Genomic DNA, 16837 nt, shown 5'->3' with positions numbered 1-16837 from the left:
GAATGTTAATTATGGGAGAAATATTAAGGTTTAAAGGAGAGGGATTAGATTGGAAAGAAGTTTATCCATGGAATTAGTACGTGTAACGGAGGCTGCAGCGTTATCATCAGCACGCTGGATGGGGCTTGGTAAGAAAGATGAAGCAGATGGGGCAGCAACTTCAGCGATGCGCGATGTGTTTGACACAGTACCGATGAAAGGAACTGTAGTAATTGGTGAAGGGGAAATGGATGAAGCACCAATGCTATATATCGGTGAAAAATTAGGGACTGGATATGGTCCGCGCGTTGATGTAGCAGTTGATCCATTAGAAGGAACAAATATCGTTGCAGCAGGAGGATGGAATGCGTTAGCAGTCATTGCCGTAGCAGACCATGGAAACTTATTACATGCACCTGACATGTATATGGAGAAAATTGCGGTTGGTCCAGAAGCAGTTGGTGCAGTTGATATTAATGCACCAGTTATTGATAACTTACGTGCAGTTGCGAGAGCAAAAAATAAAAATATTGAAGATGTTGTAGCAACTATTTTAAATAGACCACGTCATCAAGCAATTATTGAGGAAATTCGTAAAGCGGGAGCACGCATTAAATTGATTAACGACGGTGATGTAGCTGGTGCTATTAACACAGCATTTGATCGCACGGGTGTTGATATTTTATTCGGATCTGGTGGTGCACCGGAGGGAGTTCTAGCTGCTGTAGCATTAAAATGTTTAGGTGGAGAAATTCAAGGGAAGCTTCTTCCGCAAAATGAAGCAGAACTAGAACGCTGCAAAAAAATGGGCATCGATGATGTTAACCGTGTTCTTTATATGGAAGATTTAGTAAAAGGTGACGATGCAATCTTTGCAGCAACCGGTGTTACTGACGGTGAATTACTGCGCGGTGTTCAATTTAAAGGAAGTACTGGTACAACACACTCTCTTGTTATGCGCGCGAAATCGGGAACAGTTCGCTTTGTTGACGGTCGTCATAGTTTAAATAAAAAACCAAATTTAGTTATAAAATAGGAAGTGTGAAAGTGATAGATAGAGCGAAGACAAATTTTGTTGTCTTCGCTTCTTGTATTTGTCTCGCAATGTATTGATTAAAATGAGGTAAAAGGGTTACAATAGTGAATATTACTCTACTTGTACTTATTGCCTTTCATTAATATGCATTAACCTTCCATAATTTCCCTTACCCAATGAAAAAAGAGAATAATATTAAAGTGTGGTGTCCGAATGAATTTAACAATTTCAGCATTAGAAAACATGAAGTTAAAAGAGTTATATGAACTTGCAAAAGAATTTAAGATTTCTTATTACAGCAAATTAACGAAGAAAGAGTTAATTTTTGCAATTTTAAAAGCGCGAGCAGAAAAAGAAGGTTTCTTTTTCATGGAAGGCGTACTGGAAATTATTCAATCAGAAGGATTTGGCTTCCTACGTCCAATCAACTATTCTCCGAGTTCTGAAGATATTTATATTTCAGCTTCGCAAATTCGTCGTTTTGATTTGCGTAATGGAGATAAGGTTTCTGGTAAAGTGCGACCTCCGAAAGAAAATGAACGCTACTTTGGATTGCTACAAGTTGAGGCGGTTAATGGAGATGATCCAGAGTCAGCGAAAGAACGTGTGCATTTCCCAGCGCTAACACCGTTATATCCAAATCGTCAAATGAAATTGGAAACGGAAACAAAGAAATTATCAACACGCATCATGGATTTAATTGCACCAGTTGGATTTGGGCAACGTGGTCTAATCGTTGCGCCGCCAAAGGCTGGTAAAACGATACTGTTAAAAGAAATTGCACATAGCGTTACAACAAATCATCCAGAAGCAGAACTGATTGTACTTTTAATTGACGAACGTCCAGAGGAAGTAACGGATATCGAACGTTCTGTGAAAGGTGATGTTGTAAGTTCTACTTTTGATGAGGTACCAGAAAATCATATTAAAGTAGCTGAGCTTGTATTAGAGCGTGCGATGCGTCTTGTTGAACATAAAAAAGACGTTGTCATTTTAATGGATAGTATTACCCGTTTAGCGCGTGCGTACAACCTTGTGATTCCGCCAAGCGGCCGTACGTTATCTGGTGGTATCGATCCGGCAGCATTCCACAGACCAAAGCGCTTTTTCGGAGCAGCTCGTAATATCGAAGAGGGCGGTAGCTTAACAATTTTAGCAACAGCTCTTGTTGATACAGGGTCTCGTATGGATGATGTTATTTATGAAGAGTTTAAAGGAACAGGAAATATGGAGCTTCACTTAGATCGTTCTTTAGCAGAACGTCGTATTTTCCCAGCTATTGATATTCGTCGTTCTGGTACACGTAAAGAAGATTTATTGATTCCAAAAGAACATTTAGATAAGTTATGGGGTATTCGTAAAACAATGAGAGATACGCCAGACTTCATCGAAAGCTTCTTGCGTAAGCTACGTCAAACAAAGACAAATGAAGAATTCTTGCAAAATATCCCTGCAGATTCAAAGAGATATGTCACGATGAAGTAATGCTAAAAACAGGTAGTTGCAAAATGTAGATAGCCTTGTTATAATTTCATCATGTGCGTTTCATCAACTATAGTTGTGATTGCAGCTAACGATGAAAAAACTCTGTTTCGAAAATGATTCAGGGCGGAAGGAGATGAAAAGAATGAAAGCAGGAATCCATCCAGATTACAAGAAAGTTGTATTTATGGATACAAACACAGGCTTCAAATTCTTAAGCGGATCTACAAAAGGTTCTAACGAAACTATTGAGTGGGAAGATGGTAACACTTATCCATTACTAAAAGTTGAGATCAGTTCTGATTCTCACCCATTCTACACAGGACGTCAGAAGTTTGCTACTGCAGACGGACGTGTTGACCGCTTCAACAAGAAATACGGCCTTAAGTAATAACAAACATAAAGCAGGCAAGTGTATATATCCGCTTGTCTGTTTTTTTTGCGAAAATATAAATCTTTACCTACTTAAAGTGAGAATAAGCATATAAATCCAAATGAAAAAACGACATAAAACCATCTTTTTTAGGTGGCGAGGGCATCTGGCCAATTTATATGTCAGAAAATCAAAATGGATTCATATAGGTGAACGGAGGGGCTTTTATGTACGTAATAAATCAACACGGTTGGCTTGAAGTGATTTGTGGAAGCATGTTCTCCGGGAAATCAGAAGAACTCATCCGCCGTGTGCGCCGTACGCAATTTGCAAAGCAAAATGCGATAGTCTTTAAACCGTGTATTGATAATCGTTATAGTGAAGAAGACGTTGTGTCGCATAATGGATTGAAAGTAAGAGCAGTTCCTGTTGCGGCTTCAAAGGAGATATTTGAACACGTAACGGAGGATATTGATGTTATAGCAATTGATGAAGTACAATTTTTTGATGGGGACATTGTGGAAGTGGTGCAAGAATTGGCAAGCCGCGGCTATCGTGTAATTGTTGCCGGTTTAGACCAAGATTTCCGTGGTCTACCATTTGGACAAGTTCCTCAGCTTATGGCAATTGCGGAGCATGTAACAAAACTGCAAGCAGTATGTGCTGAATGCGGATCTCCTGCAAGTCGTACGCAACGTTTAATCAATGGGGAACCAGCTTCTTTTGATGATCCAATTATTTTAGTTGGCGCATCAGAATCATATGAACCACGTTGTCGTCATTGTCATGCTGTACCAATTGAACAGAGATAAAAACTCGCTACATAAGGCGGGTTTTTTTAGAAAATGCGTAGGGGCTGAATGAGCCGTCGCCACTTTTAAATATAATTTGCGTTTTTTTTGTTATGTACCATATACTATTTGTATTAGATTAGAGACTAGGATGTTGAGGTGAATGTTGTGTTAGATCGTTTGCAAGCTGTAGAGGACCGTTATGAAAAGTTAAACGAGCTTTTAAGTGATCCAGAGATTATAAGTGATCCGAACAAACTTCGTGAGTATTCAAAAGAACAATCTGATATACAAGAGACGGTAGAGGTGTACCGTGAGTATAAAGATGCTCGTGAACAATTAAGAGATGCAAAATCGATGTTAGAAGAGAAGTTAGATGCTGACATGCGTGAAATGGTAAAAGAAGAAGTGTCTGAGCTAGAGGGACAAGAGAAGGAATTATCAGAGCGTCTGAAAATTTTACTTGTTCCAAAGGACCCGAATGATGATAAGAACGTTATCGTAGAGGTTCGTGGTGCTGCTGGTGGTGATGAAGCGGCATTATTTGCTGGTGATTTATACCGTATGTATAGCCGTTATGCTGAGGTGCAAGGTTGGAAAACTGAAATTATCGAAGCGAGCTATACAGAACTAGGTGGATATAAAGAGATTATCTTTATGATCAACGGTAAAGGCGCTTTTGCAAAGTTGAAATTTGAAAATGGTGCGCACCGTGTGCAACGTGTTCCGGAAACAGAATCTGGAGGACGTATCCATACTTCTACAGCAACTGTAGCTGTATTACCGGAAGCAGAAGAAGTAGAAATCGATATTCATGAAAAAGATGTTCGTGTGGATACGTTTGCTTCTAGTGGTCCTGGTGGACAAAGTGTTAATACAACGATGTCAGCGGTACGTTTAACGCATTTACCGACTGGTGTAGTTGTTTCTTGTCAGGATGAAAAGTCACAAATTAAGAATAAAGAAAAAGCAATGAAAGTATTACGTGCGCGTGTTTATGATAAGTTTAGACAAGAAGCGCAAGCTGAGTACGATCAAAACCGTAAACAAGCTGTTGGTACGGGAGACCGTTCTGAGCGTATTCGTACGTACAACTTCCCGCAAAATCGTGTTACAGACCATCGAATCGGTTTAACGATTCAGAAGCTGGATCAAATCTTACAAGGTAAGTTAGATGATTTCATCAATGCCTTAGTGATGGAAGATCAGGCGCAAAAGATGGAGGCAGCTGAGTAATGCGTGTCTATGAAGCCCTGAAATGGGCTTCTTCTTTTTTACAAGAAAATGGGCGAGATGAAAATGCGGGAGAAATTGTCCTTTGTCATGTATTAAAGACGAATCGAACAGGTTTAATGATGAACATGCGTGAAGAATTAACGGCAGAACAAGAGCGCATTTTTGCAGACTTTATCCACAAGCATGTAGCGGGCATGCCTGTTCAGTACTTAATTGGATATGAAATGTTTTATGGGCGTTCATTTTTTGTCAATGAAGAAGTGCTTATTCCAAGACCGGAAACAGAGGAGCTTGTGCTAGGAATATTAACACGTATTCGTCGTAAATTTGGAGATAAGGGTGTACATGTGGCTGATATTGGCACTGGTAGCGGGGCAATTTCGATTACACTTTCTTTAGAAAATCCCCGTTTACATGTATATACAGTCGATATTGCTCCGGAATCGATTGAAGTGGCGCAGAAAAATGCAGCAGAATTACAGGCGAATGTAACGTTCTATCACGGTGATTTATTGTCGCCGTTTCAGGAAACGAAGCAAAAGCTAGATGTTGTTGTGTCGAATCCTCCTTACATTCCAGAAGAGGATTGGAGAGGGCTCTCTTCCGTAGTGAAAGAGCATGAGCCAAAGCGTGCGCTCGTTGGAGGTGAAGATGGGCTGGACTTCTATCGACGCTTTATGGAGGAATTGCCAAAGGTGTTGCAAGAAGAGGCGATTGTTGCTTTTGAAGTAGGCGTAGGACAAGGTGAAGATGTGCGTGCCTTACTGCAAGAAACATTCCCTCATGCGCATGTAGAAGTTGTATTTGATATTAACGGGAAAGATCGTATGGTCTTCGCGGAAATGTAATGTTAACAGGGAGCTGAGTCAGCTCCCTGTAGTGTATTTAGCGTGTCAAACGGTGTTGAAGGGTCTTTATCCCGCATTAACGGGCAGTAAAAGCTGGAGAAGAGCAGGGAAGAAAACTGCCCGTAAAAGCCCGATTGGTGAGAGCTAATCATCAGTGAAAAAGGCGTCACTGATGGAAGTTTCACTGTATATTGTGTCGAAGCGCTGATATATTTTAAAAAGCGCCGATATATCGAAAAGAACGATCGGATAAAAATAAATAGATTCTAAATTTAGTAGGTTAGAAAGAAGAAAACTTGTCTACACTGTTTTACTGAAGGGACGGTGGAGATAAGATGAAAAAACAAGCGATTGCTTATCTACTTTTATTATTAATTGGTGCACAAATGATTGCGCACTTTGGATATATGAAAGTTGATGCGAAAGGACCTGTCGTAATTCCGAAAGAGGCGATTCGATTACGTATTTTGGCTAATAGTGATTCGAAGGAAGATCAAGAGTTAAAACGTAAAGTGCGTGATGAAGTGAAAGCGCAAATCGATGGTTGGGTGGCAGAGTTAAAATCGTTTGAAGACGCACGTCGCGTCATTCAAAGCCGTATCCCAGAGCTTGAACAAACAGTTGCAAAAACATTGAAACGAGAAGGTAGTAAGGAAACTTTTACGGTTCAGTTTAATAAACATATCAAATTTCCAACGAAAGTATATGGGAATTTTATTTATCCAGCTGGAGAGTATGAAGCAGTACTTGTGACAATTGGAAAAGGTGAAGGGGCGAATTGGTGGTGCGTGTTATTTCCGCCTATGTGTTTCTTAGACTTCTCTAGTGGTACAGCTGTAAAACGAGAAGAGCCTGTTGTGAAAGCCGAAACGATTGATGAGGATGATATAGAAGAAAATTATGTGCAAAAGGAAATTGTAAAAGAAGAAATAACACAATCTCCTAAGGATAAGAAAGAGACGCGCATCGCGCCGAAACAAAAAGTGAAAGCAAAGGATGCGCAAGAAAAACGTATTGAAAAAGAATTACAAGAAGAAAGTAAGCAAGAAGAACCGGATGTTAGTAAACAAGAAGAGCAAGTGAAGGTAGTAGAAGAAACGGAAGAAAAGCCGGAAGTAAAATTGTTTATCGTAGAAGTATTTACATCTTTATTTTCAAAATAGGTTCTAAAAGAGAATCCCTCCTCATATATAAAAGTATGAGGAGGGATTGTGTATGAAGCACATACGTTTTGCTACAAAATCAGATGTGGAAAGACTACAAACCTTTTTTGGACAAGTTCGGATGAACGAAGAACGTTTAGATCAACTGTATGGGAATTTTATGATATTAGAAGAAGAGGACCAAATTCAAGCGGCTGTTGGATATGAGCAAGCTGGAAGTGATGCGCTTCTTCGCTCGTGTTTATTCACACCTGCTGTGGATAAATCTATGTTCTTGCATTTTTTTGAAACGTTTTTACAATATATTAAAGAAAAAAATATTGAGCAATTATTTTTACTCACAAATAGTCCACAATCTGTGACGATATTTCAGTTTTTTCAATTTGAAACGGTTGAAAAGGACGTTGTATCAGAAGGGATTCAGGAATTAGAACATTTTTGTGAAAATATAAAACAACCGAATGTAATTATACTAAATTGTCAGCTATTCACAAAGTTATCCACTGATTAAATGGATTTATCCACATTTTGTGGATAAATCTTATTTGTCTTTTGGATAAATCTCATAGTAAACTACAAATAACAAGTATTTCATGGTAGAAAAGGACGTGGAAAAAAATGAATACAAAAATGTGGACTGTGGATAATGTTGTGGAAATAAAAAAAGATTATCCACAATTACAAGAAGCAGCGCATTTATTACGAGAAAATGAAGCAGTAGCCTTTCCGACTGAAACAGTTTACGGACTTGGTGCGAATGCATTAAGTGACGTAGCTGTTGCAAAAATTTTCGAAGCAAAAGGAAGACCAAGTGATAATCCGCTTATTGTACATATTGGTACGGAAGAACAATTAGATGGTATTGTAGCTCATGTTCCGCCAATTGCAAATGTATTAATGAAGCATTTCTGGCCAGGGCCATTAACGCTTGTTTTTCCGAAAAAAGACGGGATCTCTGAAAAAGTAACAGCTGGGTTGGAGACGGTAGCAGTTCGTATGCCAGATCATCCAGTAGCATTAGCGCTTATTGAAGCAGCAAGTGTACCAGTAGCGGCTCCAAGTGCGAATCGTTCCGGGCGCCCTAGTCCAACGCTCGCTTCTCATGTATACGAAGATTTAGATGGGAAAATTGCTGGTATCGTGGATGGCGGGGCAACTGGTGTTGGTGTAGAATCAACTGTACTAGATTGTACGAGTGAAATACCAACGATTTTGCGTCCGGGTGGTATTACGAAGGAGCAATTAGAAGAAGTAATTGGACCTGTTTTATTAGATCCGGCATTAAAGGATGAAACAGAAAAACCAAAATCGCCAGGGATGAAATATACGCATTATGCACCGAAAGCTCCGCTTAGTATTGTTGAGGGTTCGCGTACATTTATTCAACAACTTGTGGATAATAAAAAGCAAGAAGGTTATAAAGTAGGCGTATTAACAACAGAGGAATATGAGCATGTCTATCAAGCAGACGTTGTTCTATCTTGCGGACAGCGCAGTGACTTAGCAACCGTTGCGACAAAGCTTTATGATGTATTGCGTACATTTGACGCAAGCGGTGTTGATATTATTTTTAGTGAGTCGTTCCCAAGTGAAGGAATAGGTAGTGCAATCATGAATCGTTTAACAAAAGCCGCGGGTCACCACATCATATTCGAAAAATAAATTCTAACTCTCCTCGGACGTGCATATTGTGAAGTAGCAAGTCCGAGGGGGGACATTATGACAATTGAACATATTATAAGCGAATTGTTGCCGCTATTTATTATGGCATTTGCGCTAGGGCTTGATGCGTTTTCGGTTAGTCTCGGTATGGGAATGATTGCGCTTAAGCTGCGTCAAATTTTTTTTATCGGCATTACAATTGGTACATTTCATATAATTATGCCTTTTATCGGTATGATACTTGGCCGTTTTTTATCAGAGCAATTTGGCTCCATTGCCACTTTTATAGGTAGTGTTTTATTAATGGGATTAGGATTTCACATTGTGTATACGTCAATATCTCACAATGATGAATATAGAAGTGTTCCGGCTGGGGCAAGTTTACTATTGTTTGCTTTTAGTGTAAGTATGGATAGTTTTTCTGTTGGCTTAAGTCTCGGTATTTACGGAGCGCGTACGTTTGTCACAATTCTCATATTTGGTGTCGTGAGCATGATGCTTACTTGGTTCGGATTGTTAATTGGCCGCAGGGCACAAAGTATTTTTGGGACATATGGAGAAGTGCTTGGCGGTATTATACTTGTTGGATTTGGGATAAAATTATTATTTTCGGTATGAACGTAGCCAACTTCTTAGAAAGGATGACAGCTATGATTAAAATTAAACAATTTTTCGGTATTATTGTTAGCTTTTTTGTTTTCTGGTTTAGTATGCTAGGTGTTCAAAGATTAGCAGAGTTTTTTGATATAGATGCACTAAAATTTATGGATGACCAAACAGGCGGAGCGCATATTTTCTATTCTCCGTACCCATTTTTAATTGTCTTTATTGTAACCCTTATTTCTTTATATTTCTTTGTTGTGAAATTAGAAAAACCGAAGAAAGAAGAAGTAGAATCATTTCGTGAAGAATAGCGTAAAGGCCCAGCTGTGATAAGTAGCTGGGCTTTCATAGTTGTATACATAATATATCGGCGACTAGAACAGTCGGTGGCTTCGCGTCTTCCGCCGAGGCAAAAAGCGCCTCTATGTCAGAAGCTCCATCCCCCTCTTGTTCTGATCGAGCCGCCTCCGCTTTTAGTATATCCAGCTCCTAGCCCCTTCCGTCTAAGAACCTTCCTCACGAAAAGGTAAAGAGCACCTTTTGTGGGAAAGAACCTTAGCCGATGGAGCTAAGCAGTCGCTTCCGCTTTTAATTATGGCCTTACAAGCTCAAACTGTTCTCCAAGTTTTGCGTAGTTATGTCCGGCTAATCGGCTTATTGGTTTTAGTTGTTCAGCGTTAATGCGTCCATTTTCGTATAGGTGCTCAGCGATATGGAATCGTACGATGCGACCGATTAGTAGATCGCATGCTGGGGAGTTTTCTGTTCCGCCTAATTGAATAGCGCTCTCTAATATACATTCCATACGAATGCTTGCTTCTTTTACTCCTGGTACAGAAATTACATCACTATCGATCGGTGTTAGTTTTGCGAGTTCGATTTCACTTTCATTTGGAGGAAGATTAGCTGCTGTTTCGTTAATGGCTTCTGCATAAGATTCATCAGAAATATGAACGACAAATTCTTCTTTCTCCATCGCATTTCGTGCTGTATCTTTTGGCTTTCCGTCTTTTCGTTGTACGGAAACTGAGATAAGAGGCGGATTTGCCGCAACGATATTAAAGTAGCTAAATGGAGCGCCGTTTAGTACCCCATCATTTGTAACGGTTGTGACGAATGCAACTGGGCGTGGAATGATACTCCCCGTTAGTAATTTGTAATTGTCCTTCTCAGTTTGTTCATTTGGATTAATAGATCGCATATATGTAATCTCCCTTCTTAATATGTGTAACACTTCTTTGTTTGTTTACAAGATAAGAGGGGGAAACTCCTGCTGAAAAAATATATTTTTGTAAAGGGGATAGCGTCATATCCCTATCAAGTTACTATCTTTAAATAGGCCTACACAAAAATTTTGTGTTTATGATATGATTTACATATATAGGAAATTCGGGGCGGTTTAGCTGAGTTTCGTACGTATATATTATAAATGATGGGGAGAGCATACATATGGATAGTATAATTTTTGATTTGGATGGAACTATTTGGGATTCTATAAACACTGTACTACTTGCATGGAATAGTGTAGTTGAGGAAAATAAGCAAATAGAAAAGAAGTTAACAAGAAGAGACTTCGAAGGTACTATGGGACTTCAAATGGAAGACATAAGTAGCAAGTTATTTCCAAACTTAGATTTAAACACTCGAACACAAATCATTAAACAGTGCTTTGAGATCGAAGGTAAATATATAGAGAAACACGGTGGGGTTCTTTTTGAAAACGTGGAAGATGTACTATATAACCTTTCTAAGAAATATAAACTTTTTATCGTTAGCAATTGTCAACAGGGTTATATTGAGGGATTTTATCGGTATCATAAACTTGAGAATTACTTTTTAGATTATGAAAACCCTGGTAGAACGGGTCTCTCAAAAGGAGACAATATCAAATTAATAATTGAAAGAAACAACCTTTCAAAACCTGTTTATGTTGGAGATACAGAGAGTGATCTAAAGGCGTCTAGGTATGCGGGTATCCCTTTTGTTTACGCAAAGTACGGTTTTGGAAATGTAAGTGAATATGATCAAGTTATAGAGAAATTTGATGATCTTTTAGACCTATTCTAAAGAATAATAACAATTGATTAAAGGAACTAACAGAATAATAGATTGTGATTTTAAGATACTTATCGGCTTATCTGAGGGTTTTTTTATTTTTTTTGGGTATTTGCCTTTCTTAGCTTGATAGGCATGGAGTAGTGTCAGGTTTATGCGGATTTACAATGTTAAGCGGAAAACCTAACGGGGCAGGTTCAGTTAGTAAGAGGATTAGATAAAACTGTGTCGAATATACTTTATTTGGTGAAATTGAAGGCTGGGAGGATCCATTTTGAAGAAATATGAGATTAAAAATAACATTCCAACATTGGAAGAATATAAATATTTATGTGACTCTGTGGGATGGACTAATTATATGAATTTTGAAGTGGTGGAGACATCACTTCAAAATTCTATTCACTGCATCACAGTCTATGATAATGATCAAATTGTGGGTATGGGGAGAATTGTTGGCGATGGGGCTATCTATTTCTATATTCAAGATATAGTGGTTCATCCAGATTATCAAAAGAATGGTATTGGAAAGGAAATAATGAGTATTTTGGTTGAATACTTAAATCGGAATGCCCCAGATAAAGCGTTTGTTGGTTTGTTTGCATCACAAGGTAAAAAATCATTCTATGAAAAGTATGATTTTAAAGATTACTCACCCAACATGACGGGGATGTTTACTGTAATTTCAAAAGAATAGACATAATAAATTTTAGAAGAAGGTATTAATCAACATAAAAGCCATTATTCTTCTAGTAACCTTTTTTCCTTATTAAGCTAACAGGAGCTTTAGTTGAATAAGGACAAATAAAAAAAGTCGATTTCTTGGTTAAGAGATCGACTTTTTTAATGGGTTGAAAAAATCTCGAATTCAAGATTTTTAGTTAAATTAAAGTGTAAGCGCCAGGTCCGATAAGGGCAACGCCAACTGCAACTGTAATTAAAATAAGGTTATATTCAAAACCGTTTTGTGTAACCCAGTAGCCATTTTTTCCGTGAACTGTGATGATGGCTACTAACATTGTGCCGACAATAAATAGAGCACCTACCCAAGTGAAAATACCAGCAGCAAATAAGAAACCGCCTAGTAATTCAGTTGCTCCGGCCATAAATGCCATAAATACGCCTGGTCGTAAACCGATTGATTCCATCCAGCCGCCAGTTCCTTTTAAACCGTGACCGCCGAACCAGCCAAATAATTTTTGTGTGCCATGCCCCATGAAAGTAATCCCAATAATAAGACGGATAATAAGAAGACCAATGTTCATCATTTTATAAAACCTCCAAAAAGTTATTTACTTACCTTATGTAAGTAAATAATAAAATAGTTACTTACTTTAGTCAAGCTAATTATCTAAAAAACGAAAATAAATTTTACAAATAATAGATGAAAAAACAATGATGTTGTTAAGGGGTTTATACAATTTATGGGGGAAAATGGAGAAAGTTCACTTCTTTTTCAATTGAATTCAGACAGTCTGAATTGACTGGAATTTTTTGAGAAGATACAATAAAAGTCTGGTTAACGATTTCATTTTATGGGAACGTTTTTATATCGCTAAAGCGATGAATGATAAGGAGGATTAACCTATGTTTAAAAAATTATTTGGTTTTGGTTCTAAAACAAATGCAGAAACAATTGTCTCTCCATTAACTGGAGAAGTGAAAAATATTGAAGAAGTACCAGATCCAGTATTTGCTGGTCGTATGATGGGAGATGGTGTTGCCATTGATCCAACTGAAGGTGTGGTAGTATCTCCGGTAGATGGTGAGATTGTACAATTATTCCACACAAAACATGCTGTAGGTATTAAAGCGAAAAACGGTGCGGAGATCTTAATCCACGTTGGATTAGAAACTGTAAACATGGCAGGCGAAGGTTTTGAAACATACGTCTCTGAAGGACAAGCTGTTAAAGCTGGTGATAAATTAATCTCTTTCGATTTAGAATTAATTCGTGAAAAAGCGAAAAGTACAATTACACCAATCGTTATTACAAACACAGGTGAAACAGAATCTATTGAAACAACTGTAGGTGTAACAGCTACAAAAGGTTCAACTGGAGTAATGAAAGTAACAATGAAATAATCATTTTGATAAGTAAGGAATCCATTTCATAATTGGAGTGGATTCTTTTTTATGTCCGTTTTTTTAACTTATACATACATTTCTTTTTTTCGCTACCATTGTGCGTTATGATGAAAATAGATATTCATCATAAGGAGTGGTGTTTGGTGAAGCGAGTATTATTCGTTTGTACAGGTAATACGTGCCGCAGCCCGATGGCAGAGGCGTTATTACATCATCATGGTAAGGAGCAGTTTGACGTGCAATCTGCCGGTGTTTTTGCGGAGGTTGGTACTGATGCATCTCTTCATGCTAAAAATGCGCTAGAAGAAAAGGGGATTTCAATTGCCCATTCTTCAAAGCTGGTGACGGCAGAGTTGTTAGAGTGGTCGGATGTTGTATTGACGATGACAGCAGGACATCGCCAACTTTTATTAGCGCACCATCCAGAAATAAGTGAAAAAGTGCATACATTCTATAAATTTGTAGAAGGTACAAATAAGGATATTTCTGATCCTTTTGGCGGTTCGCTTGCTATTTATAAAGCAACATTAGAAGAAATGGAACAACTTGTGCAAACTTTGGTGAAAAAACACTCAGAAAGCTAATGTTTCGTGTATAATACGATATTGGAGTTAATGGAAAGAAGAGATTTCCACTAATAGAAGTTTCATTTTATATTTGGAGGGGTTTACAATGAAAGTAGTTGTAGCATCTGATCATGGCGGAATGAATATTCGCAAAGAAATCGTAAGTCTATTAGAAGAATTGAACATTGAATATATTGATTTAGGTTGTGAGTGCGAGGCAGGATCTGTAGATTATCCTGATTTTGCATTCCCAGCAGCAGAAATGGTTGCAAATGGAGAAGTAGATCGCGGTATTTTAATTTGTGGAACAGGAATTGGTATGTCAATTGCGGCAAATAAAGTACACGGCATTCGCTGCGCATTAGTGCATGATACATTTAGTGCAAAAGCAACGAGAGAGCACAATGATACGAACATGATAGCAATGGGTGAGCGTGTAATTGGAGCTGGATTAGCACGCGACATCGCGAAAATTTGGTTAACTACGGACTATGAAGGTGGCCGTCACGAAAATCGTGTTGGAAAAATTAAAGCATACGAAGCGAAGTAATTGTATTCTAACTTCTAGTAAGAAGTAATATAATTTGTTGAACCTACCTGCGAAAGGAAGAGCGTAATGAGTGAAATATTACAATTAAAAGAGCAGTTGCAAACGGCGCTTTTTGAATTTCAAGAGCAAGCCGCGCTGCGAAACGGAAACCTTTTTGTTGTGGGCTGCAGTACGAGTGAAGTGCTTGGTGAAAGAATTGGAACATCAGGAACGATGGAAGTAGCAGAGGCAATTTTTTCTGAGTTAACACATTTTCAAGAGCAGTGTAGTATTGCCCTAGCATTTCAGTGCTGTGAACATTTAAACCGTGCTTTAGTGGTAGAAAGGGAAGTCGCAGAAAAGCATCAGTTCGAAATTGTAAATGTTACGCCTGTCAGATCAGCGGGTGGGGCTCTTGCAACATATGCATATCATAATATGAAAGATCCAGTTATTGTGGAGTTCGTAAAAGCGGATGCAGGTATTGATATTGGAGATACATTTATCGGTATGCATTTAAAACATGTAGCTGTTCCAGTGCGCACACGAGTGAAAGAGATTGGGCATGCTCATGTAACGATGGCGAAAACACGTCCGAAGTTAATCGGCGGAGCGCGTGCAGTATATGCAATAAAAGAGGAAACGTTTACTTGTATTTAAGTAAGAAAAAAGACCAAATTCGGTCTTTTTTTTCTTTTATCATGTGTGTAGTCGTGTTAGAATGTAGTTGAAAATGTGAAGATTTAAAAGGATTACAACTAGAACTTTCGTTTTTTCTTAGGAAATGAAGGGAAAATATCGAAAATAGGTGTAGTTCGCTCAAAAAAAGGGGGATTTTGGTGGAGCATTTAAAACGTCAAGATGAAAAGGTGTTTGCTGCAATTGAATTAGAATTAGGAAGACAGCGTTCAAAAATTGAGCTTATTGCATCTGAAAACTTTGTAAGTGAAGCAGTAATGGAAGCGCAAGGCTCTGTATTAACGAACAAGTATGCAGAAGGATATCCTGGGAAACGTTATTACGGTGGTTGTGAGCATGTAGATATCGTCGAAGATATCGCACGCGATCGCGCAAAAGAAATTTTTGGCGCAGAGTACGTAAACGTTCAACCGCACTCTGGTGCACAGGCAAACATGGCTGTATACTTCACAATTCTAGAGCAAGGTGACACAGTGCTTGGTATGAACTTATCCCACGGCGGTCACTTAACACACGGAAGCCCTGTTAACTTTAGTGGTATACAATATAACTTCATTGAATACGGTGTAGATCCTGATACACATTGTATCAATTATGAAGATGTATTAGAAAAAGCAAAAGAGCATAAACCAAAATTAATCGTTGCCGGTGCAAGTGCATATCCTCGTGAGATTGATTTCAAGAAATTCCGTGAAATCGCTGATGAGGTTGGCGCATATTTAATGGTAGATATGGCACATATCGCCGGACTTGTAGCAGCAGGCTTACACCCAAACCCAGTACCATACGCTGACTTTGTAACAACAACAACTCATAAAACATTACGCGGGCCACGCGGCGGTATGATTTTATGTAAAGAACAATTTGGAAAGCAAATTGATAAATCCATTTTCCCTGGTATTCAAGGCGGACCGCTTATGCATGTAATCGCAGCAAAAGCAGTTGCATTTGGAGAAGCATTGCAGGATGACTTCAAAACATATGCACAAAACATTATTAACAATGCAAAACGTTTAGCAGAGGGTCTACAAAAAGAAGGAATTACCCTTGTTTCTGGTGGAACGGACAACCACTTAGTTTTAATTGATGTTCGTAATTTAAATATAACTGGAAAAGTTGCAGAGCATGTATTAGATGAAGTGGGTATTACAGTAAACAAAAATACAATTCCATTTGATCCAGCGAGCCCATTTGTAACAAGCGGCGTTCGTATCGGAACTGCAGCTGTAACATCAAGAGATTTCGGATTTGCTGAGATGGATGAAATTGCATCTATCATTGCTTACACATTAAAAAATCATGATAATGAAGCAGCATTAGAAGAAGCACGTAAGCGTGTAAATGCTTTAACAGATAAATTCCCAATGTATAAAGGGCTGTAAGATAGAAAAAAATTGTGAACGGAAAAACATACGTTTTTCATTTTGCAAAAAGCATGTAAAGCGAAAAGGCGACTTTCTGTTCAACATTGAACGGAAAGTCGCCTTTTCTATGTTATTTTTAGGCGGATGATTTGTTTTTCATTCATACAAAAAATCTGTATATCAAAACAGTATTTGTTTTATACACAGATCATTTGCGAAATAATTGTAAAATAATATAATGGCAATAAATATGATTTACATTACTGCTTTTAAAAGATCTGCTACGAATGGAATTACTGAACCTAGAAATTTTAAAATTTCCATAGCGATTTGCATAAACAATCCCTCGCTTTCTGAATATTTAAT

At 38.2% G+C, this 16837-nt stretch carries 20 protein-coding genes; 18 read left to right on the top strand and 2 right to left on the bottom strand.

The features are described 5' to 3' along the window. Positions 1-49 precede the first annotated feature (49 nt). The 11 genes from glpX to BR72_RS05120 all read left to right on the top strand — a co-directional run bounded on the left by glpX (position 50) and on the right by BR72_RS05120 (position 9484). Positions 50-1015 carry a class II fructose-bisphosphatase gene (gene glpX / locus BR72_RS05170; RefSeq protein WP_035430646.1) on the top strand — a complete coding sequence of 322 codons (966 nt, stop codon included), beginning with the start codon at positions 50-52 and terminating at the stop codon, positions 1013-1015. 213 nt (positions 1016-1228) lie between these two features. Then, positions 1229-2500, top strand: coding sequence for a transcription termination factor Rho (rho, locus tag BR72_RS05165; protein ID WP_035430645.1), 1272 nt, complete (start codon positions 1229-1231; stop codon positions 2498-2500). 142 nt (positions 2501-2642) lie between these two features. Continuing rightward, complete coding sequence (locus tag BR72_RS05160; protein WP_034635411.1) at positions 2643-2888, top strand: type B 50S ribosomal protein L31; 246 nt, start codon at positions 2643-2645, stop codon at positions 2886-2888. A 209-nt stretch (positions 2889-3097) separates the two neighbouring features. Beyond that, entirely contained in the window at positions 3098-3682 is a 585-nt protein-coding gene (locus BR72_RS05155; RefSeq protein ID WP_035430644.1) for a thymidine kinase, read from the top strand. 147 nt (positions 3683-3829) lie between these two features. Beyond that, entirely contained in the window at positions 3830-4897 is a 1068-nt protein-coding gene (gene prfA, locus BR72_RS05150) for a peptide chain release factor 1 (protein WP_035430685.1), read from the top strand. After that, complete coding sequence (gene prmC / locus BR72_RS05145) at positions 4897-5745, top strand: peptide chain release factor N(5)-glutamine methyltransferase (protein ID WP_035430643.1); 849 nt, start codon at positions 4897-4899, stop codon at positions 5743-5745. Before prfA ends, prmC begins: the two co-directional genes overlap by 1 nt. A gap of 335 nt (positions 5746-6080) precedes the next feature. Then, positions 6081-6908 carry a stage II sporulation protein R gene (gene spoIIR / locus BR72_RS05140; protein WP_035430642.1) on the top strand — a complete coding sequence of 276 codons (828 nt, stop codon included), beginning with the start codon at positions 6081-6083 and terminating at the stop codon, positions 6906-6908. A 52-nt stretch (positions 6909-6960) separates the two neighbouring features. After that, positions 6961-7419 carry a GNAT family N-acetyltransferase gene (locus BR72_RS05135; RefSeq protein ID WP_035430641.1) on the top strand — a complete coding sequence of 153 codons (459 nt, stop codon included), beginning with the start codon at positions 6961-6963 and terminating at the stop codon, positions 7417-7419. Between the two features lie 107 nt (positions 7420-7526). Further along, on the top strand, positions 7527-8570 hold the full coding sequence (locus tag BR72_RS05130) for an L-threonylcarbamoyladenylate synthase (RefSeq protein WP_035430640.1): 1044 nt from the start codon (positions 7527-7529) through the stop codon (positions 8568-8570). Positions 8571-8627: 57 nt separating this feature from the next. Further along, on the top strand, positions 8628-9188 hold the full coding sequence (locus BR72_RS05125; protein ID WP_035430639.1) for a manganese efflux pump MntP: 561 nt from the start codon (positions 8628-8630) through the stop codon (positions 9186-9188). A 32-nt stretch (positions 9189-9220) separates the two neighbouring features. Next, complete coding sequence (locus BR72_RS05120; protein WP_035430638.1) at positions 9221-9484, top strand: DUF3935 domain-containing protein; 264 nt, start codon at positions 9221-9223, stop codon at positions 9482-9484. 281 nt (positions 9485-9765) lie between these two features. Here the strand turns inward: BR72_RS05120 and BR72_RS05115 are convergent, their stop codons facing one another. Then, positions 9766-10374, bottom strand: a complete 609-nt coding sequence (locus BR72_RS05115) for a flavin reductase family protein (protein ID WP_035430637.1) — start codon at positions 10372-10374, stop codon at positions 9766-9768. 248 nt (positions 10375-10622) lie between these two features. On the opposite strand from BR72_RS05115, the gene BR72_RS05110 reads away from it, so the two are divergent. Together BR72_RS05110 and BR72_RS05105 are read left to right on the top strand one after the other, a co-directional pair. Beyond that, on the top strand, positions 10623-11240 hold the full coding sequence (locus BR72_RS05110; RefSeq protein ID WP_035430636.1) for an HAD family hydrolase: 618 nt from the start codon (positions 10623-10625) through the stop codon (positions 11238-11240). 262 nt (positions 11241-11502) lie between these two features. Next, complete coding sequence (locus tag BR72_RS05105) at positions 11503-11922, top strand: GNAT family N-acetyltransferase (RefSeq protein ID WP_035430635.1); 420 nt, start codon at positions 11503-11505, stop codon at positions 11920-11922. A 184-nt stretch (positions 11923-12106) separates the two neighbouring features. Here the strand turns inward: BR72_RS05105 and BR72_RS05100 are convergent, their stop codons facing one another. Then, a complete protein-coding gene (locus BR72_RS05100; RefSeq protein ID WP_035430634.1) occupies positions 12107-12493 on the bottom strand; it encodes a DoxX family protein in 387 nt (128 codons plus the stop codon). Between the two features lie 319 nt (positions 12494-12812). Here BR72_RS05100 and BR72_RS05095 point away from each other — a divergent pair, with 319 nt between their 5' ends. The 5 genes from BR72_RS05095 (at position 12813) to glyA (ending at position 16489) form a co-directional block, all read left to right on the top strand. After that, positions 12813-13310, top strand: coding sequence for a PTS sugar transporter subunit IIA (locus tag BR72_RS05095; protein ID WP_035430633.1), 498 nt, complete (start codon positions 12813-12815; stop codon positions 13308-13310). A gap of 146 nt (positions 13311-13456) precedes the next feature. Beyond that, positions 13457-13897 carry a low molecular weight protein arginine phosphatase gene (locus BR72_RS05090; protein ID WP_035430632.1) on the top strand — a complete coding sequence of 147 codons (441 nt, stop codon included), beginning with the start codon at positions 13457-13459 and terminating at the stop codon, positions 13895-13897. Between the two features lie 88 nt (positions 13898-13985). Then, complete coding sequence (gene rpiB, locus BR72_RS05085) at positions 13986-14429, top strand: ribose 5-phosphate isomerase B (RefSeq protein ID WP_035430631.1); 444 nt, start codon at positions 13986-13988, stop codon at positions 14427-14429. Positions 14430-14495: 66 nt separating this feature from the next. Further along, positions 14496-15068, top strand: a complete 573-nt coding sequence (locus BR72_RS05080; protein ID WP_035430630.1) for a TIGR01440 family protein — start codon at positions 14496-14498, stop codon at positions 15066-15068. Positions 15069-15247: 179 nt separating this feature from the next. Next, positions 15248-16489 carry a serine hydroxymethyltransferase gene (glyA, locus tag BR72_RS05075; protein ID WP_035430629.1) on the top strand — a complete coding sequence of 414 codons (1242 nt, stop codon included), beginning with the start codon at positions 15248-15250 and terminating at the stop codon, positions 16487-16489. Positions 16490-16837: the final 348 nt, after the last annotated feature.

This window comes from Bacillus sp. UNC322MFChir4.1, assembly GCF_000746135.1.
Classification (GTDB): domain Bacteria; phylum Bacillota; class Bacilli; order Bacillales; family Bacillaceae_G; genus Bacillus_A.
This window is presented reverse-complemented; position numbering and strand designations above follow the sequence as displayed.

Coding starts and splice junctions, on each gene's coding strand:
- rho (WP_035430645.1), top strand. CDS start 1,229: ATGAATTTAACAATTTCAGCATTAGAAAACATGAAGTTAAAAGAGTTA.
- BR72_RS05160 (WP_034635411.1), top strand. CDS start 2,643: ATGAAAGCAGGAATCCATCCAGATTACAAGAAAGTTGTATTTATGGAT.
- BR72_RS05155 (WP_035430644.1), top strand. CDS start 3,098: ATGTACGTAATAAATCAACACGGTTGGCTTGAAGTGATTTGTGGAAGC.
- prmC (WP_035430643.1), top strand. CDS start 4,897: ATGCGTGTCTATGAAGCCCTGAAATGGGCTTCTTCTTTTTTACAAGAA.
- spoIIR (WP_035430642.1), top strand. CDS start 6,081: ATGAAAAAACAAGCGATTGCTTATCTACTTTTATTATTAATTGGTGCA.
- BR72_RS05135 (WP_035430641.1), top strand. CDS start 6,961: ATGAAGCACATACGTTTTGCTACAAAATCAGATGTGGAAAGACTACAA.
- BR72_RS05130 (WP_035430640.1), top strand. CDS start 7,527: ATGAATACAAAAATGTGGACTGTGGATAATGTTGTGGAAATAAAAAAA.
- BR72_RS05125 (WP_035430639.1), top strand. CDS start 8,628: ATGACAATTGAACATATTATAAGCGAATTGTTGCCGCTATTTATTATG.
- BR72_RS05120 (WP_035430638.1), top strand. CDS start 9,221: ATGATTAAAATTAAACAATTTTTCGGTATTATTGTTAGCTTTTTTGTT.
- BR72_RS05115 (WP_035430637.1), bottom strand. CDS start 10,374: ATGCGATCTATTAATCCAAATGAACAAACTGAGAAGGACAATTACAAA.
- BR72_RS05110 (WP_035430636.1), top strand. CDS start 10,623: ATGGATAGTATAATTTTTGATTTGGATGGAACTATTTGGGATTCTATA.
- BR72_RS05100 (WP_035430634.1), bottom strand. CDS start 12,493: ATGATGAACATTGGTCTTCTTATTATCCGTCTTATTATTGGGATTACT.
- BR72_RS05095 (WP_035430633.1), top strand. CDS start 12,813: ATGTTTAAAAAATTATTTGGTTTTGGTTCTAAAACAAATGCAGAAACA.
- rpiB (WP_035430631.1), top strand. CDS start 13,986: ATGAAAGTAGTTGTAGCATCTGATCATGGCGGAATGAATATTCGCAAA.
- BR72_RS05080 (WP_035430630.1), top strand. CDS start 14,496: ATGAGTGAAATATTACAATTAAAAGAGCAGTTGCAAACGGCGCTTTTT.